Source organism: Niabella ginsenosidivorans (assembly GCF_001654455.1).
In the GTDB taxonomy this organism is placed as follows: domain Bacteria; phylum Bacteroidota; class Bacteroidia; order Chitinophagales; family Chitinophagaceae; genus Niabella; species Niabella ginsenosidivorans.
In genome coordinates, this window is sequence record NZ_CP015772.1 from 1,459,451 (window position 1) to 1,485,265 (window position 25,815).

15 protein-coding genes and 1 tRNA gene are annotated in these 25,815 nt (G+C 43.7%); 13 read left to right on the forward strand and 3 right to left on the reverse strand.

The annotated features are described in order from the left end of the window. Nucleotides 1–926: 926 nt before the first annotated feature. The 13 genes from A8C56_RS06045 (at nucleotide 927) to A8C56_RS06115 (ending at nucleotide 22,913) form a co-directional block, all read left to right on the forward strand. A complete protein-coding gene (locus A8C56_RS06045) occupies nucleotides 927–1,646 on the forward strand; it encodes a superoxide dismutase (protein ID WP_071609319.1) in 720 nt (239 codons plus the stop codon). Nucleotides 1,647–2,096: 450 nt separating this feature from the next. Continuing rightward, nucleotides 2,097–2,297 carry a hypothetical protein gene (locus tag A8C56_RS06050; RefSeq protein ID WP_067753353.1) on the forward strand — a complete coding sequence of 67 codons (201 nt, stop codon included), beginning with the start codon at nucleotides 2,097–2,099 and terminating at the stop codon, nucleotides 2,295–2,297. A 1,247-nt stretch (nucleotides 2,298–3,544) separates the two neighbouring features. Continuing rightward, nucleotides 3,545–3,772: a hypothetical protein gene (locus tag A8C56_RS06055; protein WP_218917256.1), complete on the forward strand. Its 228-nt coding sequence runs from the start codon at nucleotides 3,545–3,547 to the stop codon at nucleotides 3,770–3,772. Between the two features lie 26 nt (nucleotides 3,773–3,798). After that, nucleotides 3,799–4,905 carry a glycoside hydrolase family 43 protein gene (locus A8C56_RS06060; protein WP_067753358.1) on the forward strand — a complete coding sequence of 369 codons (1,107 nt, stop codon included), beginning with the start codon at nucleotides 3,799–3,801 and terminating at the stop codon, nucleotides 4,903–4,905. 982 nt (nucleotides 4,906–5,887) lie between these two features. Next, nucleotides 5,888–7,144, forward strand: a complete 1,257-nt coding sequence (ltrA, locus tag A8C56_RS06065; RefSeq protein WP_067753361.1) for a group II intron reverse transcriptase/maturase — start codon at nucleotides 5,888–5,890, stop codon at nucleotides 7,142–7,144. Nucleotides 7,145–7,360: 216 nt separating this feature from the next. Continuing rightward, nucleotides 7,361–7,819, forward strand: coding sequence for an RNA polymerase sigma factor (locus A8C56_RS06070; RefSeq protein WP_067753364.1), 459 nt, complete (start codon nucleotides 7,361–7,363; stop codon nucleotides 7,817–7,819). Nucleotides 7,820–7,965: 146 nt separating this feature from the next. Next, entirely contained in the window at nucleotides 7,966–9,099 is a 1,134-nt protein-coding gene (locus A8C56_RS06075) for a FecR family protein (protein ID WP_067753367.1), read from the forward strand. Between the two features lie 684 nt (nucleotides 9,100–9,783). Continuing rightward, nucleotides 9,784–13,149: a SusC/RagA family TonB-linked outer membrane protein gene (locus A8C56_RS06080; RefSeq protein ID WP_067753370.1), complete on the forward strand. Its 3,366-nt coding sequence runs from the start codon at nucleotides 9,784–9,786 to the stop codon at nucleotides 13,147–13,149. 17 nt (nucleotides 13,150–13,166) lie between these two features. Then, a complete protein-coding gene (locus A8C56_RS06085; RefSeq protein ID WP_218917257.1) occupies nucleotides 13,167–14,957 on the forward strand; it encodes a RagB/SusD family nutrient uptake outer membrane protein in 1,791 nt (596 codons plus the stop codon). Nucleotides 14,958–15,019: 62 nt separating this feature from the next. Continuing rightward, nucleotides 15,020–15,976: a discoidin domain-containing protein gene (locus A8C56_RS06090; protein WP_157097886.1), complete on the forward strand. Its 957-nt coding sequence runs from the start codon at nucleotides 15,020–15,022 to the stop codon at nucleotides 15,974–15,976. Between the two features lie 154 nt (nucleotides 15,977–16,130). Further along, nucleotides 16,131–19,292 (forward strand): glycoside hydrolase family 2 TIM barrel-domain containing protein, encoded by a 3,162-nt coding sequence (locus tag A8C56_RS06095; RefSeq protein WP_067753377.1) that lies wholly within the window; start codon nucleotides 16,131–16,133, stop codon nucleotides 19,290–19,292. A 357-nt stretch (nucleotides 19,293–19,649) separates the two neighbouring features. Beyond that, on the forward strand, nucleotides 19,650–20,600 hold the full coding sequence (locus A8C56_RS06105; RefSeq protein ID WP_084490046.1) for a sugar phosphate isomerase/epimerase family protein: 951 nt from the start codon (nucleotides 19,650–19,652) through the stop codon (nucleotides 20,598–20,600). Between the two features lie 999 nt (nucleotides 20,601–21,599). Next, a complete protein-coding gene (locus A8C56_RS06115; protein WP_084490048.1) occupies nucleotides 21,600–22,913 on the forward strand; it encodes a TSUP family transporter in 1,314 nt (437 codons plus the stop codon). Between the two features lie 179 nt (nucleotides 22,914–23,092). On the opposite strand, the gene A8C56_RS06125 is transcribed toward A8C56_RS06115, so the two are convergent. The 3 genes from A8C56_RS06125 to A8C56_RS06135 form a co-directional block, all read right to left on the reverse strand. Continuing rightward, nucleotides 23,093–23,163, reverse strand: a tRNA-Cys gene (locus tag A8C56_RS06125). A gap of 65 nt (nucleotides 23,164–23,228) precedes the next feature. Next, on the reverse strand, nucleotides 23,229–24,008 hold the full coding sequence (locus A8C56_RS06130) for an SDR family NAD(P)-dependent oxidoreductase (protein WP_067753391.1): 780 nt from the start codon (nucleotides 24,006–24,008) through the stop codon (nucleotides 23,229–23,231). Between the two features lie 60 nt (nucleotides 24,009–24,068). Beyond that, complete coding sequence (locus tag A8C56_RS06135) at nucleotides 24,069–24,935, reverse strand: phytanoyl-CoA dioxygenase family protein (protein ID WP_067753394.1); 867 nt, start codon at nucleotides 24,933–24,935, stop codon at nucleotides 24,069–24,071. Between the last annotated feature and the right edge of the window lie 880 nt (nucleotides 24,936–25,815).

A 25,815-nucleotide genomic window follows, 5' to 3' on the forward strand; every position in this document is an offset into this window, starting at 1 on the left:
TGAACGGAAGCCTGTTCCCGATGGAATGTATAAAATGCCGGCTGTTCCGGAACCAGCCATCACCTCCAAGGCGCAAACAGTCCCTGTTTCCTCACAGACCGTTTTTTCTTAAGAAATTATCCGTAACAGACTATTTGATATATATTTGCAATATAGTTGCAAATAAAGAATGAAAGTTGCAGGAACATATTACCAATATATGACGGCCATACTTTTGATGGCTTATTTGTTTATTGCGGCTCCTGTTCAGCTATGGCATCACCACCCTGTTATTAAGCAGGCAGGGCAAAACGGAAACGCGGTGCAGAGAGCCATATTGCAGCAAGGAGTTTTTTATTATACCAGAGACTGCCCTGTTTGCGACCATCAGTATTCAATATATCACCATTTTGTTTTTGAGGTAATAATACCATTCATTACCTGTGGCCTGCAAACGCATGTGTTTTATTTTCAGCCATCTTATTCTTTCTTTTACCTGTCTTTTTCCAATAAAGGGCCGCCCTGTTGCCATCTATCCTGTTTGTAAAATATCCGGAAGAAGATGTAACTGCTCAGTGCTCTTTTCCCGGAAAATAAAAATGGGTCTTAAAATAATTGAAGGACGGGGGTATCTCTTATTCCCGGTAAATGGCAGACGTGGAAATTTCCTTATTGCGTAAAGTCATTTCCTTATATAGTAAATCCTCAGATGCATACTATCTTATCTTTATTAATGATCAGGTTATGACCGGCAATCCTGTAACCAGGATGTTTTTTGTTGCTATTTCCGGTATCCGTTTTACCTGCGTCCCGCTCCGGCCCAAGCCATTACCGGTTCAGAAACAGAAGCCTTACTGTAAAAGAATGCCGGCCGGCATGGGGTATCCGGAACGTTCATTGAATTACGTTACTTCATTTTCATTATTCTATAATATAAAAAAATGGTTATGAAAGAGGATTTTAATTTTAGTCGCAGGCAGTTTATTAAAAGTACAGGTATGGCAGGGCTGGCAGTTAGTGTTGGCCTGGATTGGAAGCAGCAGGATGGCCTGCCTGCACCAATCGGGTGGGTCCAGCAGCCCCTGGGATACAGTTATAATGCACTGGAGCCGGTGATTGATGCGCAGACGATGGAAATACACTATACGAAACATGCTGCTGCCTATGCAAAAAACCTGGCAGAGGCTGTAAAGGAAGAAGGAATATCAACCGGCATTTCTGTTGAATCTGTTTTAGCCCGGATATCGAAATATAGTGCGAAAATGCGTAATAATGCCGGCGGGCATTACAATCATGAATTATTCTGGAAAACGCTTCACAAGCCGGCTGAGGGAAACCTCCCTGGTGAAAAGCTGGCTGCGCTGATCCGCCGGAACTTTAATTCCTTTGAGGCTTTTCAGAAGGAATTTAACACTGCAGCGGCTGCGAGGTTTGGAAGTGGCTGGGCCTGGCTGGTTCGTACACCGGATAGTAAACTGATCATAACATCCACGCCCAACCAGGATAACCCGCTGATGGATATTGCGGAAGCAAAAGGATTCCCGGCCTTTGGCCTTGATGTGTGGGAGCATGCCTATTACCTGAAATATCAGAACCGGCGCCCTGATTATATTGCGGCGTGGTGGAAACTGGTAAACTGGGATTTTATTGAATCCCGGCTTGCCTGATCCGTAAAACGAAAGGCAGGCATCATCCTGTTGCAAAGAGCTTCCTGCCTGAACGTCGTTCAGGGGAGAAGACTGCGTCAGGCCGGCCTGCCGGACGTTTCCCGACAGTGATCAATCAGAGAACAACTGCCTCGCTTTTGTTATCACTAATGTGCCAAAAGCGGCGGTAGCAGGATGGGTGGCTTCTATAAAAAGATGCAAGGTTCTGTAACCTAAAGGGCGCCTTACTTTCTTTGCGCGGGCCTTATCACTGACAGGCATGAGTGTTGCCATGGTTCCACATTGCGTCAGGAATTCCCCATTTGCGGTATAACCTGCCGGAGAGCAATCTTTTCCCGGTAAAGCGCTTACTATAAAAGCGCTTTGTCCATTGTCTGTAGCTTTACCAGTTGATGAATTTTTCCGGTATGGTATTTGGCCGGAAGATTAGATAGCTTAAAATATTATTTTATGAAGATCTTAATTTTAGCCATTGTCGCCGTCCTGGTTGGAAGCTGTGGTAATTCGTCAAGAGAAACACCGGAACAGACGGATAGCATGAACGGACCTGTTACAAACCCGGGAAACGGATCAATAGGAGACAGCCAGCAAAACCGTATTAATGATACAGCAACTTGGGAAGGGGCTACCAGCGATACCAGCCATAGGTAGGGTGCCGGTTTATCGGGCTGACTGTCTTTGCCTTATTGAAAAGGAAAGCTGAATCAGCCGGTATAAAATATAGAACCATCAGTTCTGTGTCCCTTTTATCTGGATATAATCTTATAATAAAGGTGAACGACACCCTTGTTTAAAATACCCTCGTGCAGTTTCGCCATTTAAGGCGGGTGCTGTTTACAGGCCTTATCCAAGGTTACAGGTAAAAATTCCGGGATCTTTTATCATCTATCCAAATCAAAATAACGTTTAGTCCGGGTTAAATGTAACCACCAGAGACTATTCTGCAGCCGGGTAAGTGATTAAGCCGGTTGCAGTTCAATGCGTGTTCTCTGCTCGTTATTATCTTTACCGTAAGGTTCCATGACCTGCTGCCTGAAGTGATCCGGTATTCTTTTATCATTAGGAACCGGATGGTGAAGCGCCCCGTTATCCGGATCTGTTGTGCCCGAGACCGGCCTTTATCCGGATGCCTGCATATATCGAATCGGAGCGTATCATTTACAAAACGGAAAATAAAGCAGGGAAGAACGGGGCCGCCGGGGTTTATGAGAATTTGGTACAAATCGACAAAATAATGAACAAGAAACGCAGATAACATTTATTTTCTTCGCATCATAGAATCGGTAGCTCAAATTGTTTGTCCTTATACTGAATAAAGATACGTTGGTAAAAGATGATCTTCATTGAACGGTGTCTTGAAATTCAGTTATGAATGGTCCACAGCAGTAAGGCTGAATATATTCCCTTTAATGTTGATGTTGTTTTAAAAAACACAGATAAGTATGCCGGAAAAAACGGGGCATAAAAGAAAAATGAGAAATGAAATCGCATCCTGCAAACCAGGTGTCGTTTTTTCAGTAATTAAATGTGCAAATAGGGTTCATTAATTTAAAAACGGTTGTTTATGCATAACGCTACCTGGAAAAACCTTGGTGTATTTACACTTACTGATTTTGCGCTGCGGAACCTTGTACATTAATCTGCCGCAACGCCGGCAGTTCCGCTATTTCAGGCTGGTGCCCAAACCCGGCCACGACAGCCAGAAGCAGCCGGCCTTGGCAGAAGTGGCCACCTTCCGGTTGAAGGACTAAGCAGTGCTGCAGCTGATCGTAATAGTTGTGAAACCACGAATACACTGCTGTTCATTCGTATATTCGCGGTAAAGAATACATTATTTTATCCTAAGCAGAACATCAGATTAGTGATGGAATGGATTGAACAATTTAAAAGTTAGCAGAATGAATAAAAGCATCTTTACGGTATTGTTGTTATTTCCTTTTCAGTTTTTATTTGCGCAGAGAGATGCACAGACCCGTTTCCCCAAAGGCTATACGCCTGAAGAAGTGGGAAAACGGGCTGCCTACCGTTTTGTGCATGTCAAGCACATGCTTCACGTAGGAAAGTGGATCAGCTATCCGGAAACCTTTTACTGGAACGGCGCTCCTGGAAAAATAGCAGGCAAATAAAACAGACTATTCTTCAATCAAAAACAATGCGAAAAATTTTATTATCAGCCGTTTTTTGTTGCCTGGCAGTTGCCATAGCTGCTCAAAATGCCGGAACATACAGCAATCCACTGGATGTACAGTTTGGAGACCCCTACATTCTGCGCACAGCCGACGGTAAATACTATATGTATGGCACAGGAGCCGGCGCCCACAATGGTTTTGCCGCTTATTCGTCAAATGATCTGATCAACTGGAAGCGTGAAGGGCAGGTCTATTACGGGAACAACAGGAACGGCTGGGGCGAGCATTCGTACTGGGCACCGGAAGTATATGAGCGGCACGGAAAATATTATCTGTTTTATAGTGCGCAATGGAAGGTCAATCCCGGTAAAGAACTTGAAAATTTCAGAATAGGCGTGGCTGTTGCCAGCAAGCCGACCGGCCCTTTTGTTGATCTGCAAAACAAACCTGTTTTTAACCCCAGATATCCGGTGATCGATGCCAACGTATTGTTTACAGAAGATGGTAAAGTGTACCTCTATTACTCAAGATGCTGCTACAAGCACCCGGTGGAAAGCGAAGTGGCAGCATGGGCCCGCAAAAAAGGCTGGTTCAGCCAGGTGGAAGAAAGCTGGGTATATGGAATAGAAATGAAACCTGATTTTAGTGGTGTCATCGGCGAGCCTGTTTTGTTGTTGCGCCCGCCGGTAAAAATGAGCGATCCGCAGGCGGCATGGGAAAGCCGTTCCGTTACTTCAAAAGAAGTGAACCGCCGCTGGACAGAAGGCTCCTGCATTTTCAAAAAGGGCGATACTTATTATATGATGTATTCGGCTAATTATTTCGGAGGAAAAAATTATGCGGTAGGGTATGCGACGTCCAAAAACCCACTCGGCCCTTTCAAAAAAGCGGCTAATAATCCGGTGTTGCAAAAAAATACGGCAACAGGCGGCATTGTTACCGGTACAGGGCATAACAGTGTTACTTACGCCCCTGATGGAAAAACGATGCTGTGCGTGTATCATGGCCGTACCAGTAAAACCGGCGATGAAAGGGTGGTGTTTATTGATCGGATGAAGATAACAAAGGATGGTGAATTAATGGTGGAAGGCCCCACCACTACAAAACAATTGATGCCCGGGGCGCGCTGAAATGGCGCCGGTGCCGCCCGCATAACAGGGCGATAGCATTTGGTGCGTTGTACTGCTATACAGGTAGGCGTGCATGGTACACCAATGTTCAGGCAGCATTTTAGAGTTTGAAACGATTTAACAAAAGAGGCTGTCAAAATAAAAAAGCCGTCATATCGGCTGAAGCGAAGTAGAGATATTTCATAATCAATACAAAACATTTTATAAGATTTATTGGCTACACTACATTTCGAAATGACGACTTTGGTTACACCCTTGTAGCTACTTATTTTGCTATGCTTAATCAGCGTATTAAAATATCCTTTAGAAAAATAGTTCAATGAAATCCAGATTATCCGCTCTTTTATTTTTATGTGCAATCTTTCCCTCTCTGCACAATTTAACCCTGGTGTGGGAGCAAAATCAGCCAACACAGTTTGTTTTCAGAATATAAAAATAGTTTATGATGCTCATGATCCTGTATGAGAGGGCCTCTCGTTTACGCTATACAGGTAGAGTAAACAAACCACAACATGCTGCGATAATCAAAAGTTATGGTAGTGAGCGATGTTGGAAAAGGCTGCTAAAGCAGTCAGGTAAGTATTAAGGAGTTGAACGAAAGTGAACCGGCCGATGGCCGATCGATAAAACTACAGATCCTGTCAAAATTATCATGATCCTATGTATGGTAAGAATCAATTATAATGGTTACCTGTTTACTGGCTATAAGGCAGGCAGTTGTAAGGCGGCAAGAACTTAATACAGGCTATTGGAACTTGAGAAACTACTTTCGTGATGCGCGAAAGCCTTACAGGGGTTTGGAACTATCCTTTCCATCCTTTTCTTTAAAGGAGCTGTAATTCAAGGTATCCCTAAGGGAGCCGATGCACGAAAGAGTGGCGGACTAAGCCATAGTAGCGAAGACGTCCTGTGAAAGCAGGAAACAGCGAAGGGCTTGGGTTATCCATGTAATGAACTTACACAACCATAACCAAATGGGAAGATGAAAGATGCAATTACAAAATCACTGCCGGTAACATACGATATGGTGTGGATAGCGTACCTACAGGTTAAGGAGAACGGAGGAAGTGCAGGAGTGGATAAGGAAAGTCTCACGGATTTTGAGGCTGATTTAGCTGCGAACCTGTATAAGATCTGGAACCGGCTTGCCAGTGGAAGCTATTTCCCACCACCCGTTAAAACGGTGCTTATTGACAAAAAGAGCGGTGGCAAAAGACCGTTGGGCATTCCAACGGTTGGAGACTGTATTGCACAAACAGTAATCGAGCAGTACATTGAAGCAAAGATCGACAGCCTTTTCTACGCCAATTCCTATGGTTACAGACCGGGCAAAAGTGCGCATGAGGCTATTGCTTCATGTGAAAGGAATTGCAAATTATATAACTGGGTCATAGACCTGGATATTCGCAATTTCTTTGAGACAATAAACCATGACATATTAATAGAGCTGATGTGGCATTATACCCAGGAAAAATGGGTAGTAATGTACATCCAGAGATGGTTACAGGCAGATATCCAGCAACCCGATGGGAGCATACAATCCAGAAAGCAGGGCACGCCGCAAGGCGGTGTGATCAGCCCGCTTCTGGCCAATGTATATTTACATCATGTTTTCGATCAGTGCATGGCCTGCAGTAACGAGCATCAATTTCAATTGTTTGAAAGGTATGCTGATGATATTGTGGTACACTGTCGTAGTAAAGCTGAAGCTGAAAAGCTATTAGCTGCAATCAAGGTAAGACTGGAGGATTACCAGCTTGAGGTACACCCGGATAAAACGCGGTTGATCTACTGCAAAGACTACAGAAGGAAAGAAAAGCATAAATCAAACAGCTTTACATTCCTTGGATTTGGTTTTGAGCCGGGAATGAGGTATATCAGAGCGGCAAAGAAAATGACGATGCGTTATTTTCCCAGCATTAGTAAAGATGCCAAAACCAGTATCCGGCAATCCATGCGAAAAGTATTGATACCAAGATGGATTGATGTAGATCTGGAAGAATTTGCACATAGATTAAATCCGAAGATCAGGGGATGGGTACAGTATTACACAAAATTTGACAAATGGGCCATATCACCGGTGTTCATATACCTGAATACTTTAATTATGAAGTATCTCAAGAATAAATACCGTATCAGGACGAAAGATAAGGTCTATAAGAAATTTGTAGAATTACAGACCCAGCAACCGAAGTTGCTTGTGCATTGGACTTTTGGAATAAGAGTAGGTTTAGGATAACAAGAGCCGGATGCGTTGAGAGGCGCACGTCCGGTTCTGTGAGCGGCTGATGCTGAAATGCATGGGTCTACTCGACTTAGCAACGCCCGGCTTTTTCTAAGGCTGGGCTTTTTATTTTTTGTGAGATCTGCCATTTGGAATAAAAAAAGTCAGGATAGGCCATACTCCTTTATTCCATTTATATTTGCCTTTTATTGCCAATTGCTTTCACCAACTATGAGAGATAAAGGGGAAATATTACAAAATGATCAAAGAATACCGGATCGCCTGAAAAACGGATTCGAGCGTATTTATAAAGAACATTTACAGGTATTGTGCATCGCCGCGTATAAAATTGTTCGTGATAAGGAAAAGGCCAAAGACTGTGTTCAGGATCTGTTCATGGAGCTTTGGGATGGCAATAAGATCTCCAGGCTCCTGGAAATGGAAGATGCTGGAGCGTATTTATTTACGTGTGTGCGTCATAAATGTTACAGACTGCTTTCTTTGGAAAACCGGCAGGGTAAAGTGAATGACCTGCTGTCCGGTTTGCAGCAGGATACGCCGGTGCTGCCGGAGAAAGAAGAAGATCCTCGGAAAACTGCTGTTTTAATGGACGCTGTTCAAAACATGCCTCCCCAACCTTATAAAGCGTTTCAGTTACACGTGATTGAAGGAAAAAAAGAAAAGAAGTAGCCAGTTTAATGGGAGTAAGCATCAATACTGTTAAAACCCATTTGAAAATCGCTTTCCGGATCGCAAGAAATAATATTGTTAAAAATTCTAAAAATATTCACCCTGATTCGTAAATCGGGTATTATATAACTGAGGCAGGTAAACAAATGGAAAACTGGAGCAAAGATACTGTAAGCAGGAAGTTGATACAAAAAGCGCTCAATAAATTGAACGCAGAGGAAAATGTGGTGTTGGAAAGAATGATCAATGAAGATGATGCCATTAAAAAAGAATGGGAAGAAATAGTATTACTTACAGAACAATGGCCCGATCTTCCGGATGAGCAGGCCGGCTGGTTGCAACTGGAACCCCGGCTTACAGATCCGCCGGCATACCTGAAACCTCTAAAAAGATCTTATAAGAAGCTTATTTCAGTAGCGGCAGCCCTGTTTATAATCGGTGTATTGTCTTACATAGCTTTTTGGGCCTTTAAACCTGCTTCAGAACCCATAACTGCAACAACAGATCCGGTAAGGAGTAAACAATTAGCGCTAAAGCTGGGGAACGGGCAAACAGTAAACCTGGGGAAGGTGAGTAATATTGTACTGGATAATGGCATTAAAATAGAAAATGATTCATCAGGCAGGATGCTTTCTTATAACGGTGAAGTGAATACGGATGAAGTAAATACGCTTTTTGTTCCGCCCGGGTTGGATTACCGGCTGAATTTATCAGACGGAACAGAAATTATGCTCAACTCTGCAACGACCTTAAAATTTCCCTTTAAATTTAATGGGAGCAAAAGAGAAATCACCATTTCCGGGGAAGCATACCTGAAAGTGGCGCATGACGCAAACCGGCCCTTCATTGTTCACTTACCTAACGGAGATGTAAAAGTATTGGGCACTGAATTTAATGTAAATACCTATACACAAAGCGAAAAAGTTTCTCTGGTAAAGGGAAGCATTGACTTTGTCAGTGCCAATGACAGTGTCAGGCTCAGACCCGGCTATGCTGCCTTGGTCTTAAAAGGGGGCTTTAAAACAGTAGTACTGGACCAAAACGATCTTGCCTGGATCGAAGGCAGGTATATCCTGGATGGTACTTCTGTCAGGGAAATTGCACAGTTGATCCCCCGCTGGTATGGGGTGGATGTAAAAATAGATAATGAAGAAGTGGCGAACCGGGTTTTTGATGGGGTCATCTATAAAAATAAGCCTCTGGACGGGTTGCTTGAATTATTAAAAGGCACAACGGATGTAGACTATTATTACCAGGGCAATGTTTTGCATTTAAAATAGTTCATATTTTCTTTAAAGCGGTTTCTTAAAAAGACTTGTTCCCGGGCGTGTCCCTGCCCGGCTGCGAAGAAATATTTTAAGTTCATTCAAATGACAAACCTTTTTATCGTCACCCAGTGTTTTCAATTCGTTTGCGCCAAATCACCCAAGGAGCGGATGTAGCAATGACAGATTTGCCTGCCGCCATCCTGAGTTTTCCATTTGTAAAAACAAAATCAATAAGGCAATGACAATTATTCTTACGGGTCACCCTGAAGATGTCCTCCCGGACTTATTCCGGGGATCTGTTTTTATTTCAGGGCCAAGGTGAGCGATAAATAGATGCCGGAACAATTCCGGACTATCGGAACGGCATGACAAAAAAGAAAGATTGATTTTCAAATCAATAACACATCTGTCATTGGCAGCGTATCCGCCAACCGGCGGAGAAGCCGAAGTATAATTGACCCTCACTGCTCAATGCCTTCTGTCATTGGCTGTGCAATACCGGACCTTTGTAACGGGAGATCCTTCTGAGCGAAAGTGCAGGGCGCACAATATATCAAAGCCGGCAGACAGCAGGGAAAAAGAACCCGTAAGCTGTTTTTCAAAAAAAATATTTTTTTTGAAAACGGTTCACCCGCTTTTGCATTTTATGTATTATACTAAATAAAACATTCCGTTTTAATTAGTCAACTTTTGCCTATGCCAGTTAAATTCCTAAGCAAGGATCTGTGTGTTTTATTGCTTTTGCTGCTTTTATCGGGGTTACATGTATACGCCCAACAACCGATTGAAAAGGTATTTATAGATCTGAATCAGAACAATGTTCCGCTGTCGCAGGTGATGAAAGAAATTGAAAAACAATCAGGTATCAATTTCTTTTACAGCAGGAGGCACGTGAATAGTGCAGCAAAAATAACTGCTGTTTTTAAGCATGAGCCGCTGAATAATGTTCTGGAAGCGATCTTTCCTCCAAAGGGATTGAAGTGGAAATACGTTCCTCAGCAAAATGCTATATTATTAAGCCCCGGGAAAGCTCCTCCGCCCTTAAAAAAAGATCCGATGAATGTTCAGAAAAAACCCTCGGGCGATTCAATACCCATCACTATATCAGGTACGGTAACGGATGCGCTGAACAATCCCATGCCCTCGGTAACCATTAGTGATATAAATTCCGGCAGAACAACCATCACTGACAGTTTGGGCAGATACAGGTTGCCGGTAACTGAAGGGCATGATGTGCTGTTTTCTTATGTAGGGTATAAACCGTTTACCACTACCGTAAAGGACCGAATAACGATCAATGTAGTACTGGAAGCAAACCCGGGAAGCATGAATGATGTGGTAATAGTTGCCTATGGGCAGCAGAAGAAAATAACCAGTGTTGGTGCGGTCAGCACCCTGAACCCCGAAGAGTTGAAACAACCTGTTGCCAACCTGTCTACAATGCTGGCAGGCCGCGTATCGGGCGTTATTGGTATGCAGCGAAGCGGTCAGCCGGGATATGACGGTGCCGATATTTATATCCGGGGTATATCCACCTTTACCAACAGCAGCCCCTTAGTGCTGATTGACGGAGTAGAACGGTCTTTGTCAGAAGTGGATCCTGAAGACATTGCCAGCTTCAGCATCCTGAAAGATGCAACCGCCACTGCTATGTATGGTACGAGGGGCGCTAACGGCGTTATTCTTATCCAGACCAAAACCGGCAAGCCGGGAAAACCTCAGATTAATTTTCAGTATGATCAGGGGCTGACGCAATTTACACAGCTTCCGAAATTTGCGGATGGGGTTACTTATATGAAGATGGCTAATGAGGCCTACAGGAACAGCAACCCGGATGATCCTTTACCAAAATATTCCGATGAAAAAATAAAAAATACAGAACAGGGCATTGATCCTGATCTGAATCCTAATGTAAACTGGTTTGATGCGTTGTTCAATAAATTCGGACAAAACAGGCGTGCAAGGGCAAATGCAAGCGGAGGGTCTGAAAATGCAAAATACTATTTGTCTGTAGGATATTATGATGAAAACGGGTTAACCAAGGTAGATGAGCTGGCCCAGTACAATTCCTCATTAAAATATAAGAGGTATAATTTTACTTCCAACCTCAACTTAAATGTAACCAAAACCACAAAAATTGATTTCGGCGCTTCAGGGTGGATCAGCAATGGCAATTATCCGGGCACAAGTATTGAATCGATATGGGGCAATGCTTACCGGCATACGCCCATCAGCATTCCTGTTAAATATTCCAATGGGTATTTTTCCCAGATAGAGTCCGGGGATGTTATCAATCCTTATAATCAGTTAACACAGACGGGTTATATAACCGAGTTCAGAAGCCAGCTCTGGAGCAATCTAAGGGTAACGCAGGATCTTGATGCCCTTTTGAAGGGACTGTCGGTTACAGGAATGTTTTCCTTTGACAGCTACAGTTATAATACCATAAAGCAAACAAAGGAGCCGGATACCTATCTGGCCACCGGAAGAGATGCAGATGGAAACCTGGTCTTTAAGCAAACCAGGGTAGGAACAGGCTTTCTGAACTATGATAAAGATAACGGGGGCAGCCGTCAGTATTATACGGAAGCTGCCTTGAATTATTCAAGAAAGTTTGGTTTGCACGCTGTCACCGGAATGTTCCTTTTTAACCAGTCGGATCGATCTAATGGTTTTTCCGGCGATTATATTGGCGCAATCCCATACCGGATCCGGTCACTGGTGGGGCGCTTTACCTATGGATATGATGATAAATATTTATTAGAGACCAACTTCGGTTACAACGGGTCCGAAACATTTGCACCGAACCACCGGTATGGCTTTTTCCCTTCTGTAGGGCTTGGGTATATTGTTTCCAAAGAAAAATATTTTGCTCCGTTAAATGATGCGATCCAATTCCTGAAACTTCGGTTCTCTTACGGTTTAACAGGCAATGGAAATATTGGCGGCAACCGGTTTGCCTATTTATCAAAGGTAGGATCCGGTGGCCCTTATGATTTTGGCAATAATGTGAACACCCATTTTGACGGTTATTATATCGGGGAGTATGGGGTGGATGTTACCTGGGAAAAGGCTAAGAAAATGAATGTGGGTATTGATCTGAAAACGTTGCACAATGATCTTACATTGAACCTGGATCTTTTCCAGGAAGCCCGCACCGGTATTTTTCTCCGGCGGGCCGATGTGCCGCTTTATGTTGGGGTAGGCAACCTGCCCTATGCCAATATTGGTGCATTTAACAACAGGGGAATTGATGCCACCATAGATTATAACAAGCGCATATCTTCCGACTTTAATTTTCAGATAAGAGGAAATATAACCTATACCCATTCTAAAGTAATTGATGATGCACAGGCACCCTGGCCTTATCCCTGGCAGCAAAGGATCGGAAGAAAATACGGTCAACGGTTTGGATACATAGCGCTGGGCCTGTTTACCAGCGATGAAGAAGTAGCAAACAGCCCGCAGCAGGCTGGCACTACAAAAGCCGGCGATATAAAATATAAGGATCTAAACGGCGATGGTGTCATTAACACGTATGACCAGGGCCCCATTGGTTATGGCTCGATGCCGAGCGTTGTATATGGGTTTGGGCCAACGATAACTTTTAAGCGTATCTCGGTCGGAGCGTGGTTTAAGGGGATCAGTGCTGTAGACATCATGCTGAACGGGGATGGATTACAACCTTTTAGCCAGGGTGGGGAAAGGGGGAACCTCTTTGCTGAAATTGTAGACAGGTGGACGCCGGATAACCCCAGCCCGCATCCTATGTATCCGAGGCTGACTTATGGTAACGATAATATGAATTACGTGGCCAGTAGCTGGTGGGTAAGGAATGGCTCTTTTTTAAGACTCCAGACCTGCCAGTTGAGTTACGAATTTAAACGGTCAGACTGGTTGTCGAAATGGGGGCTCAATAGTCTGAGCTTATACTTTATCGGGGAAAACCTGGTCACCTTTAGCCGGTTTAAACTTTGGGACCCGGAATTGGGAGATGGCAACGGTGCTCAATATCCTTTGATAAAAACGTATAATATAGGTATAAGATGCTCTTTTAAATAGCAATAAAAAAACGACACATGCAATATCTTTTTCCGATGTTAAAGCCACAATATAGTATGAAGCATACGTTCATTGCTCTGTCCTTTGTAATGCTGATTGGTTTTGGTTCCTGTAAGAAATTTTTCGACCAGGTGCCCAATGATCAGATCACCATTGACCAGGTTTTTCAGAAAAAAGCGGCTTCACAGAATTTCTTAGCTAATGTTTACAGTTACGTTGATGATGAATCTAAACAATGGACCGATTTCCCATGGACCGGGAATTCGGATGAGCTGGATGTGACCTGGTCCAAATATGCAACTTATGATCTGGCGCGCCTGAATATGAGTGCCGGCAATGTACTGTTTAACAAGTGGGGAGAATATTACAGGGGCATCAGGGCGGCTACTTATTTTATCAATCATATTGACGGTAATCAGGAAATTCTGGCGCTCAACGGCCAGCAATTAATAGATCAGTATAAAGCCGAAGCCCGTTTTTTAAGAGCCTATTATTATTTTTTGCTGATGCGGCAGTTTGGCCCCGTAGTGATTATTGGGGAAAATGAGCTCCCTGTTGATGCCACAGCCGCTGATCTGCAATTGCCCAGGTTGCCTTTTGATGAATGTGTTGATTATGTTGTAAAAGAACTGGATATGGCGGCATCCGTGCTTCCCTTGGTACCGGAGGTAAACGGTACGCCCAGCGCTTCGGAGGCCGGAAGGGCCACAAAAGGAATGGCTTTAGCCGTTAAAGCGCGCCTTCTTTTGTATGCGGCAAGCCCATTGTACAATGGCAATAAAGAATATGCTAATTTTAAAAACCCCGATGGAACGCCATTAATTAATCAAACCTATGATGAAAGCAAATGGAAAAAAGCGTCAGACGCTGCCAAAGCGGTCATTGATCTCAACCAGTATTCATTATTCAAAGACCCGGGTGGAGACCCTGTAACTACAGCATCCAATATTTTATTATCGCCCTGGAACAATGAGGCCATCTTTGTAAGGAAAAGCAATTCTTTAACGGACTGGGATAAAAATGCTTTTCCAAGGCAGGGCGATGGATGGTGCGGTTTAGGCCCCACACAGGAAATGGTGGATGCTTATTTTATGAGCGACGGAAAACCCATATCAGAATCACCTTTATATAGCGAATCCGGGTTTACTGATGTGAACGGTGTATCTGTGTATAATATGTACAGGAACAGGGAGCCGCGGTTTTACGCATCCATTACCTACAATAACAGTTTATGGATGAGCGGGCAGATGACCGCTCCAAAACCGATCTCGTTCTTTGTAGATGGCCCCAATGGCAAAAACGGTCATCCGACAGACTGGACAAAGACGGGTTACCTGATCCGCAAGAACGTAAGCTGGAACCAGACAGCGCGTCCACTTGTTTTATTTCGTCTGGGAGAAATTTATTTGAACTATGCAGAGGCATTAAATGAATATGACCCGTCTAATCCTGATATTTTAAAGTACCTGAACCTTATCCGGGAGCGGGCCGGTATACCACAGTATGGCACGGGGAGTAATGCATTACCGGTACCTGCCGATCAAAATGAAATGCGGAAAAAGATATGGGCTGAACGGAGAGTAGAGCTGGCATTTGAATACCACAGGTGGTTTGATATAAGAAGATGGAAGATTGCCGGGCAGGTAATGGGCGACCTGCATGGGATGGATGTGAATAAGACCGGGAATGATTTTTACCATCGTGTGGTAGCTACCTCCCATTTGTTTAAAAATGCGTTCTACTGGTTTCCGATAGAGCAGTATGAGCTGGACCGCGCCCGTATGATTGTGCAGAACCCCGGCTGGTAACTGTTGTGACCATATTGAGCAAAAAGGGCCCGGAACCCACTAAAAATATAAAATATATACAGATGAGATTGAAGATAATAAATGCATTTTTCCTGGCTGCTTTATTGGCGCTGGCAGGTTGTTTTAAGGATTCAGTGTCACTGCCTCCGCAACCTTTGGAAAATTATATAAAAGTATATATGCCACAGGCTGTCAATAACCCGGCGGTTTACTCCTACAGCACCAGCGATAGCAGTGCGCATACTATAATTTATGGCGCCAATTATGGGGGCGCCGGATATCCTGACGCAGATATAGAAGTACAGTTTGCTGTTGATGCGGCTGCCGCCGATAGTTTTAACACTGCTAATAATACGGATTATGCGCTGCTGCCGGAGAAAAGTTATAAACTGAGTAGCTTAACAGGGTATATAAAGAAAGGAACCTTGTCCACAGACCCGTTGCAACTTACGGTTACAACATTTGGTAAGAATGCTCCTGATGATATTTCAAAAACATATATACTTCCTGTAAGTATAAAAACGGCTACTGAAAAAATAAATGAGTCGTTAAGAACCTTTTTCTGTATTATAAAAATTGAGCCTACCTTCTTCAACAGGACTGACTGGATCATCACCGGCTTTTCTTCTCAGGAAAGTGTAGGTGAGGGAGAGAACAATGGCCGCGCGATCTTTATACTGGATGATAATAAAAATACTTACTGGCACAGCCAGTGGAAAGACGGCCAGCCGGGGCCACCGCATTATGTTACCATTGATATGGGAGCAACCAAACAGGTGCGGGGTTGTGGTTTTATAGGGCGGCAGAGTTCTAATGCCGGTAAACCGCAGGATGTACAGATCTTTATGAGCAATGACGGAAGCAACTGGGAGCTGGCATTTACACAGACATTGCAAAATATCAATGATCTGCAAAGATTCTTTTTTGATAAGGCTGCAGAGGGGCGATATGTAAAACTGCAGATCAATGCTGCCTATGGAGCCACCTATACACATTTGGCAGAGTTTTATTTATTTTAAAAGAAACAGAAGCCGTTTGGAGCAGTGCGATTGGCAGGAGGTATATTGTGCCGGCGGGAAAACAGCGGCCGACATATCAAAAGCTTTTAGTGATAATTAGGTTATTAAAGGGCTGGCCTATAAATTTGGGGAAAACCGAATCGGGTAAACAGATATGAAAAAAGGAATAGTTACACTTTTATTTGCTGCAGCGTTTTTTGCAAACCCTGGTGTATGGGCGCAGCAGGATCCTGTAAATCACTTATTCTCTGCATCAGATACAGCATCTGTGCCTTCAGAAATTGAAAACCCGGAATGCCTGGGCATCAATAAGGAACCGGCGCATGCCACACTGATGCCTTATGCTTCATTGCAGGAGGCATTGGCCGCCAACAGGCATCAGTCCTCCTTTTACAGGAGCCTGAACGGGACCTGGAAGTTTAAATGGGTGCCCTGGCCGCAAAAGCGCCCGGTCGATTTTTATAAGGAAGATTATGATGTTTCCGGGTGGGCCGGTATTCCCGTTCCGTCCAACTGGGGTATGCAGGGGTACGGTACGCCGGACTACAGTAATTTTACCTATATTTTTAAGAAAGATTTTCCGCGGGTCATGAGCGCGCCCTCTGTTGACTATACCACCTACAGGGAGCGGAATCCGGTAGGCAGCTACCGCCGTGATTTTGAGGTGCCGCAATCCTGGATCGGCCGCAGGATCTTTGTGACGTTTGACGGGGTAGATGCAGGCTTTTTCCTTTGGATCAATGGCAAAAAAATCGGCTATAGTGTTAACAGCCGCAATGCTGCAGAGTTTGATATTACGGATTATGTAAGACCAGGCAAAAACATAATAGCGGTTGAAGTATACCGGTTTACTTCCGGAAGCTATCTGGAAGACCAGGATATGTGGAAACTGAGCGGCATATTCCGGAATGTTTCCTTATGGAGCAGCCCCCAGCTGCACATCCGCGACTTTTTTATTACAACCGGTTTTGATGCGCAGTATAAGGATGCTGTTGAACGGATAAAGACAAAAATAAAAAATTTTGGCATTACTGTTATGCCGGAGGGCGAAGTGGAAGTGGGTGTATATGATGGCATTTCAAAAATAGCTGGTATTGTACATAAAGTTCCTGCATTAGCCCCGGGCGAGGAAAAAGAAATTACCGTTGAAGTACCGGTGAAGCAACCCCGCAAATGGACAGCAGAAACGCCGGTGTTATATACTACTGTTATAAAATTGAAACAGGATGGCAAAGACAATGAAATTATTTCTGCAAAAACCGGGTTTAGAAAATTAGAGATAAAAGGGCGGCAATTTCTGGTAAACGGAGTGCCCATAAAATTAAAAGGGGTAAACAGACACGAGAACTGGCCTGATGACGGGCATGCTATTACTGAAGAGCAGATGGTCAGGGATATTGTACTGATCAAACAGGCGAATTGCAACCATGTAAGGACCTGCCATTATTCTGATGACCCCCGCTGGTATGAGCTTTGCGATGAATATGGTATTTACCTGGTAGCAGAAGCCAATCTCGAAAGCCACGGTTCAATGGGGGAATTTGATGAAGAGCCCCGGGTGAAACAGGCGATCATTGACCGGAATGTTGCCAATGTTGAAAATTTCAAAAATCATCCGGCAGTCATTATATGGTCTTTAGGCAATGAGTGCGGGGAAGGCGGCTCTAATTTCAGGGCGGCGCTGCAGGCTATAAGAACAATTGATCCGACCCGCCCCACGCATTATGAAGGCTTTGGTATTGAAAAAAGCAACCCGGCCGATCTGGATAGCCGTATGTATACAGATATCTATAACGTGGAAAAAATTGCTAATGATGAAAAACGTGTAAAACCCTTTTATTTATGCGAGTATGCGCATACCATGTTCAACTCAATGGGCTCTATTGACCGTTACAATGCGCTTTTTGATAAATATCCCTCCCTGTTAGGAGGCGCTGTCTGGGAATGGCAGGATCAGGGATTGTATAACAACCGCGATCCGCAGCACCCTATTACAGCATACGGCGGAGGTTTTGGCGAAGTGCCAAACGATCGCTTTTTTATTCATAAAGGCGTTGTGTTTTCTGACCGGACTTTGAAACCGCAATACCCCGAATTAAAACGTGCCTACCAATGGATAAGTGTGCATCCTTCCGATATTGCAAAGCAACAATTCCTTATTAAAAACAGGTACCAGTTTACCGATCTTAAAACTACTACTGCTAAATGGGAGCTTAGTGAGAATGGTATAGTGATCCAGTCCGGGAAATTGAATACAGGATCCCTTTTGCCGGGTCAGGAAAAAGAAATCCATATCCCGTACCATTATAAGCCCAAAGCAGGAGATGAGTATTTTATACGGGTCTTTTTTGAACTGAATAGTGCTACAATATGGGCTGATAAAGGGTTTGAAGTAGCATCCGTACAACTGCAGCTGCCCGGTATTAAAGCTGTGGAAAAAGAAAATAACGGCAGCGCAGTAACATTATCAGACAAAGAAGGAGTGTACGATATCAGGGGTGATGGGTTCCGGCTGGTATTTGATAAGCATACCGGAACCTTTGCACAAATGCAGAGAAACGGCAGGCAATTGCTCATAAAAGATGGCGGCCCCAGGCTGCATCTGTGGCGGGCGCCGCACCGGAATGATGATATGTGGGCTTACCGGGATTGGGACCACTATGGTTTAAGATTTCTTTCCTGGAAAGTTGAAGATATGAGTTACAGACAAATAGCCGGTAATCTTGTTGAAGTAACAGTAGCGCTGACCGGCACCGGAAGAAATGATTTTAAAGTATCGCATAAGGCAACCTATACCATAAATGGTGCAGGGCGTATTACAGTTGCAAATGATGTTGCTTTTAATGCTCCGCGCTTTAGCCTGGCCCGTATTGGGATAAGAATGTTTTTAGACAGATCCATCAGCAACGTAAATTACTTCGGAAGAGGGCCTATGGAAAATTATGCCGACAGAAAAGCCGGTTCTGATGTAGGCCGGTATAAGGCTACTGTATTGCAGCTGATGACTCCTTATGAAAAACCGATGGAGTGCGGTAATCATGAAGATGTAAGATGGGTACGCTTATCATCAGCCGCAAATGCCAATTTTACGGTCAGTAAAGCCGACAGCCTTTTGCAATTTTCTGCGCTGCCCTATAGCGACGAAGAGATGGAAAGAACCGATTATAAAATAGATTTGCCGGAAAGTAAACATACCGTGCTTTGCATAAGCACTAAAACACTGGGAGTAGGCTCTAACGGTTGCGGTCCCCAGCCTTTGGAGCAATATAAAGTTTATACCGAACCAACCCGGTTCAGCTATGTGATCCGGTTATAATGCGTAGGCGTAGCCTCAGCATAACAGGGGCAGAACGTAATGCCAGCCTGTTCCGGGGCTGGGAACAGGACCCGCCGGGTTCCGGCAATGGGAGCATTTAATAGCGGACGGATGATACGGCGATTTTGAACTGCTGCCCGATCTGGGTATTGATAGCAGCGTTTTTATGCGTACAAACAAAGAAGAATGTTTCCAGGTCTGTATAGGTTATCATGATCATATTACCACATGAATCAACAGCCGGTTGATTGTTGAATTTAACGGCGATAATCCCCGTATGCCGGAAGGAGCTGAATGCCGGTGGAAAAATATCCCGATAAAACAACTATAAGACAAATATTTTACGATCTTTAAACAATGACTGAACATACGATGCACTCCGGTAAAAATCATACACGGCGGAATTTTATAAAAACCGGCATATGGAGTACCGCCGGGATCGGCTTATCGGGCCTGGCAGGAAAAAACTTTGAGAAAGGGCAGGAGGCAGCACCCGGTTATGGGTTACCTTATAAAATAGGAATCCGGCAGGCCAGTATTCCTGCCCCTGATGGTTCCCGTAAAAATATGGTAGCCAGCTTTGATACGTTTAAGGCTGCCCGTCATCTTGCCGGCATTACCGGCGTAGAGTTACAGGTAGCTTCCGGTAAGCCGAATATGTCGGATTTAAATGTGGTCAGGACCTATAAGACCGAATCACAGAAATGGGGGCTGATGGTGCCCAGTACGGCCGGCGTATGGTTTTCACAACCCTGGGGCGCTGATGCTGTGTCAGAGCTTTTAAAGGCGATTCATGCAACGGAACTGCTGGGCGCCCGGGTGATGCTCATCGCATTTTTTACTAACAGTGCACCGGATATGCACAACGAAAAATCGTATAGCCCGGTTGTGGATATCTTAAAACAGGTAGCTCCCGCTGCACAGGAAGCGGGCATTATCCTGGGCCTGGAAAATTCACTGAGCCCGGCAGATAATAAAAAACTGGTTGACCTGATCGGATTGCCCAATGTACAGGTGTACTATGATCTTGATAATATGTTTCAGTATGGATATGGTGAGCAGGTGGTCAGCGGCATCAGGCTTTTGGGCAAGGAACGCCTTGCAGCCATCCATGTTAAAAACAATGGCCGGCTCTTGTCTGATCACTGGCGGGTAAACTGGGCAGATGCGTTCCGCGCACTTACGGAGATCAAATATGAGGGCTGGCTGATGTTTGAAACCGAGCATAAGAATTTTGAAAAATGTATTAAGGAAACTGCACTGAATATCCGTTTTATTAAACAACATTTTCATCCGCCGTCAGCCTGAATTTTTTATTTGCGTTGTAAACGCAATAAAACAGTAATAAGTATTGTTTTGCTCCCCGGTAACTGGTGAACCCTGAATGGAGCGGTTTTACAGTTATTGGTACCGGAGACCCTGCAAAATGAAAAAGGAAAATAAGATGCAAGCAAATATTCATAGCTGATTTGCCGGGTATTGCTTTGTGCCTTACAGTAAGCAATTACATTGTGAAAACAGGAGCCGGCATTAACAAACTGGCTAATGAGCGTGCATCCGTAAAAAATAGTTTTTTTAGAATATAAAAAGAATATATATTTGTCTACTTGTTTGGTAGATTAATAGTAAAAGTTCTAAAAAACAGAAGATGAATTATCAAAACCAGCACGTAATCATCTCCCGGGTTACACTAACAAACTTTAATAACAGCAGACGGGCACAGCATCGGTTTTGTTGTTGTTGAAGTATCTGACTTTTTTGCAACGGCCAGGACTATTGCATCCAGTAACGTGAATTGCACGTAGCGGAGGCGGATTTGCACTATTTATAAAATATAATGTATAGCAAGAAGGACCTGTTCAGGCTTGTTTATTATACTTATTTAGTAGACTAATGAATATTGATTTATTACTTAGCATTCACCTGTTATAGTGAGTTACATCAAAAAGAGCCTGTTGATATTTTTATCGCTATTTATGAATGTTGCTTTTTGTACGGCGTATTGTCAGAATATAAAAGCTGTTATTCATTCGGTCCTGGAAGGCCGGCAGCCGTGGCAAAGGAGAAGAAAGCAGCGCATCGAGCAATCTGGGGTTCCGGTGTGTGAAAGATATAAGCCCTGTAAAAAAATGAAATCGGTGTAAAGGCTGAATAACTACTGATTTACATAGTTGCATTGGTGAAAATACTGCTTCAGGAAATGTGTTTTCATATGTTAAGTCTATTTATTTGGTAGACTATTAAAGGGCTATTATCTTTGCCGCTCTGTTATGCGCAGCTTCAACAGGAGACTTTTCAAATAAAATAATGAAGAATAAACGCATTCCTGCATCAGATATAAATGAAAGTATACCGCAAATAAATGCCCAGGTTTTTGTGCGTGTGGAAAAGGTGAATGTACTGATGATAGGTGGAGATCGTTATGCATTGAAGCGGCTTAAGGAAATTTTAAGGAACGCCCCATTGGCATCTGTAAAAGTTGTGGCAAAAGAGGCAGACGCTGCTGTGCTGGATCTTGCTGCAGCCTTTCCAAATATAAAGATCGTTAATAAAGAATACGAGGCAACGGATATTGAAAATGCTGATATTATTTTTATTGCTGCAAAACAACAACAGCTTATTCAGCAAATAGAGGATGATGCAATCAGCCGGGGCCTGACCAATATTCCTATTATTGAGGACCAGACGGGCAGAGATACCGGCGTAGCCCGGATTTCCGGCATTCAGCAAAACAGACAATCCCTGTCTTACAGAAAAATGGCTACTTATGCGATAACCGCTTTTGGCCTGATGCTTTTGGGCCATTTCATTTTTTCTTATTTGCCGATTCATTCCTTAAAAGCGCATGCGACAGGACTTTATCATTCTTTGGATAGCCGGTTTCTGATCATGCTTGCCGCCGGCTTTATAGCGCAACTGGTAGACGGCGCCCTGGGTATGGGCTATGGCGTTGCCAGTACAACCGTATTACTTTCAGCAGGCGTGAGCCCGGCTGCCATAAGTGGTAGTATTCATACAGCAGAAATGTTTGCCAGCGGTGCTTCCGGGTATAGCCACTATAAATTCGGGAATGTAAATAAAAAACTGTTCAAAGCACTTTTAATACCTGGTGTCCTGGGAGCCGTTTTGGGTGCTGTGCTCCTGGTATACCTGGGGGAGAAATACAGCGATTGGATAAGACCTGTATTGGCTTGTTATACAATGTTTCTGGGAACGAAAATTTTGTACAATGCTTTCCGGAGCCAGATAATAAAAAAGAAGTTTAAAAATTATAGCACACTGGCCGGTGCCGGTGGTTTTTTTGACTCTTTTGGCGGTGGAGGCTGGGGCCCGATTGTTACAACCACTCTTATTACAAAAGGACGGAGCCCGCGTTTTGTTATTGGCACTGTTAGCCTTACAGAGTTTTTTGTGACCCTGTCCAGTGCGGTCACCTTTTTTATTTTATTAGGCGTCAGTCATTGGCAGACCATTCTGGGACTAATAGTCGGCGGTTTGGCAGCAGCTCCGGTTGCCGCAAAGCTGGCAGGGAAATTACCAAGGAAAACGGCGCTTGCTTTGGTGGGTTGTTTGGTAATTGTATGGAGTGCCCGGATTCTTTTAAAAATATTTTTCTCCTGAGCGGTATTATATTATTGGATGCCGGCTGCAGGCTTCGTGAAAAATTCAGGCATACCGGCAAAATGATCATGATACCGGCTGCTGTTTTTGCACCTTTACCCATATGTTTTCTTATAGAAATAAAAAGGGCATTCTGTAAAAACAGAACGCCAGTTCTCTGGTTTGATCTTGCCTGAAAGACGCCACGGCAGGATTCGAACCTGCGTAAAAGATTTTGCAAAGCTCCGCCTGACCGCTCGGCCACGTGGCTTTATAGAGTACGGATGGTGTAACTTCATATAGATGTATCCTGTTTCAGCAATAAGGGCCCCGTTTTTAGCGGGGTTTATAAATGTTGGCCGCTACCCGCTCTACAAGGCTCTTGGGTATAAATTTTATTATGGTAGCATTCAGTTTATTGGTAAATCCCGGAACAATTTCTGCTTTGCCCTTTAATAAACCTTTTACTGCGATCTTTGCCACTTCCTGCGGGCTCATATTGAATTTTTCTGCTGTTTTTAACGTATGTGGCTGCATTCCCGCTCTTGAAACAAAGGCGGTGTCTGTGGCACCGGGAATCAAACAGCTTACAGATACCGTACTGTTTTTTAATTCAAATCTCAGGCTCCGGGTAAAGGATATAACAAATGCCTTGGAAGCCGCGTATACTGATAAATAGGGTACAGACTGGTAACAGGTAGTGCTTCCTACATTTAATAAATAGGACTTGGGGAACTTCTGTAACACGGGAATAAATAAGTGGGCAATGCGTAATTGTGCTTTTACATTAACATCAATAATGTTTAATTGCTCTTCCACAGGTGTTGTAAGAAATGGTGTATTTAAACCATAACCTGCGTTATTGACAATGATTCTTAAAAAAGGATGATAGAGTTTTGTTTTTTCAAATAGCAGGCTGGCAGCATGCGGATCAGATAAGTCCTGCACAATTGTCTGAACTTCTACAAAGTGCTTATTCCGGATATAATCAGCGGCTTCAGACAGGCAGGGTTCGTCTATATCCACCAAAAATAAGCTCTTCTTTAATTTGGCTAATTCAATGGCAATGGCGTAACCAATACCTTTTGCTGCTCCTGTTACAAGTGCATACGACATATTAACCGGCGGTTTTTTTTCTGAAATAGTTTCGTAACAGTGTTATAATTAATAACGGGATCATAGGGAAGGTGTTAATCCGGGTTCATTTTGTGCAATTGTACGCTGTTTAGGTCTCCAGTTGGTGAACCGGGCTAACTGGTGATAGATCGGGGTTTTACTATCGGCATGCTTGGGAGCATAAGCCCCGGTTACTACAGGTATGTACATAACACGCCTGCGGCTTGACTCCCCGATATGTGGTGACTGCTGCACCCGGTGCCACAGGCGCCCGTCATGCACAGTAAGGTCTCCGGCCTCAATATCAAAGCCGATTTCCTTCTCATCCGGTTTATGGTCTATAAAATATTTCTTTTTAAAGAACAGGGTTAGTAATCCTTTGTTATGTGTGCCTGCCAGAACCCGCAACCCGCCATTGCTTTGAGGGCAATCATCCAGATGAAGGCCAACGTTCAGCATGGGTTTTATTCTTGATCCCAGGAAGAGGTCCCGGGGGCTGTCGGTATGCCAGCCCAGTCTTGTAAATCCGCTGTCCTGGGTGTTTAAATAATGATTCACTACAAGGCCATCTTTTTCTGTTGCCCCGATGCGTCCTTCAAATGGGCGCAATAAATTTACGATCTGCTGAACACGATCACTTTTTAAGAAATTGTAAAGCGCTGCGCTGTACTGGGAGGCAAACGCGATGCGTTGTATAAGGGGCGACCCGTCTACATCAGTGCCGAATTTTAGCGGGATGCCATTTACGCTGCTTATACTCTTATTTAGTAAATATTTTTCTACTGATTTTACTTCTGCAATGAATTCCTGCACCGCTTCAGGAGTAATAAATTGTTTGAAATGCAGGATGCCATGTTCTTTCAGGTGGTGGATATGTACCGGCTTTATTGCATCCGGAAAATAGAAAGGTTGTGTCGGCTGGCTCATAATAATGATATTAAAAGGGTTAAGAATGGATAAAAGTAAAGGTGGGGAAGACAGTAAGTATCCGGCAAATGCATTAACAACAACAGCACATACCTGCCAGATACGATAAGATCCGTATCGATTGTGCTATGTGTATTGTTGTTGTTATAATCAAGGTATAAAGTAATTTGGAGACAAATATATAGGCAATTTATTAGTCTACAAAATTTATAGACTAATATTTTTAAAAATTTATTTCTATAAGGTCAGTTGTTTGATCCTGAGCTGTTTTGTAATAAAACTCCCGGGAAAAATTTATGCAACCAGCAGCAAGGATTCCGGGAAACGGTAAAAAACCTCTCTTTTGATTTATACCACGAAGAGCCACCGGTGCAATTTTCTAATTTGATATAGCTCGCCCTTACAGGGCTTAATAGGTTTGGGTTCCTGCCGGTTACCGTTATATTGCCCCTGACGGGGCTGCCCTGTAATTAGAGTAGACGCAATAGGATACAAATTTTAGAGAAAAAGACGAGCATTAATTTACGGACAGCCATTATGAGTATGGACAAGCCATTAACACGGCGGGCCGGGCAATGGCTGCAATCTTGCATGAGAGTCGTACCAGTATTTAATACCGTTTAGATTTAAATTGCACCAGGTGAAGGTATGTCAGGCTGAGCTTGCCAACGACTGATCACCCTTCGGCAAGCTCTGGGTAACAGTGTTCTTTTAATGTCGGAATAATATAAGTAACCAGGCAGGGGATGCAGCTGAAACTTAGCCGGATTACTAAAAGCGTGCTTAATTTGAGAAAAAATAATACTCCCGCAAGCTGCACAGTAAAAGAAATGCCTTCTTCATTGAACGATCAGATTCCGTTCAAACGGTGCCTGGACGA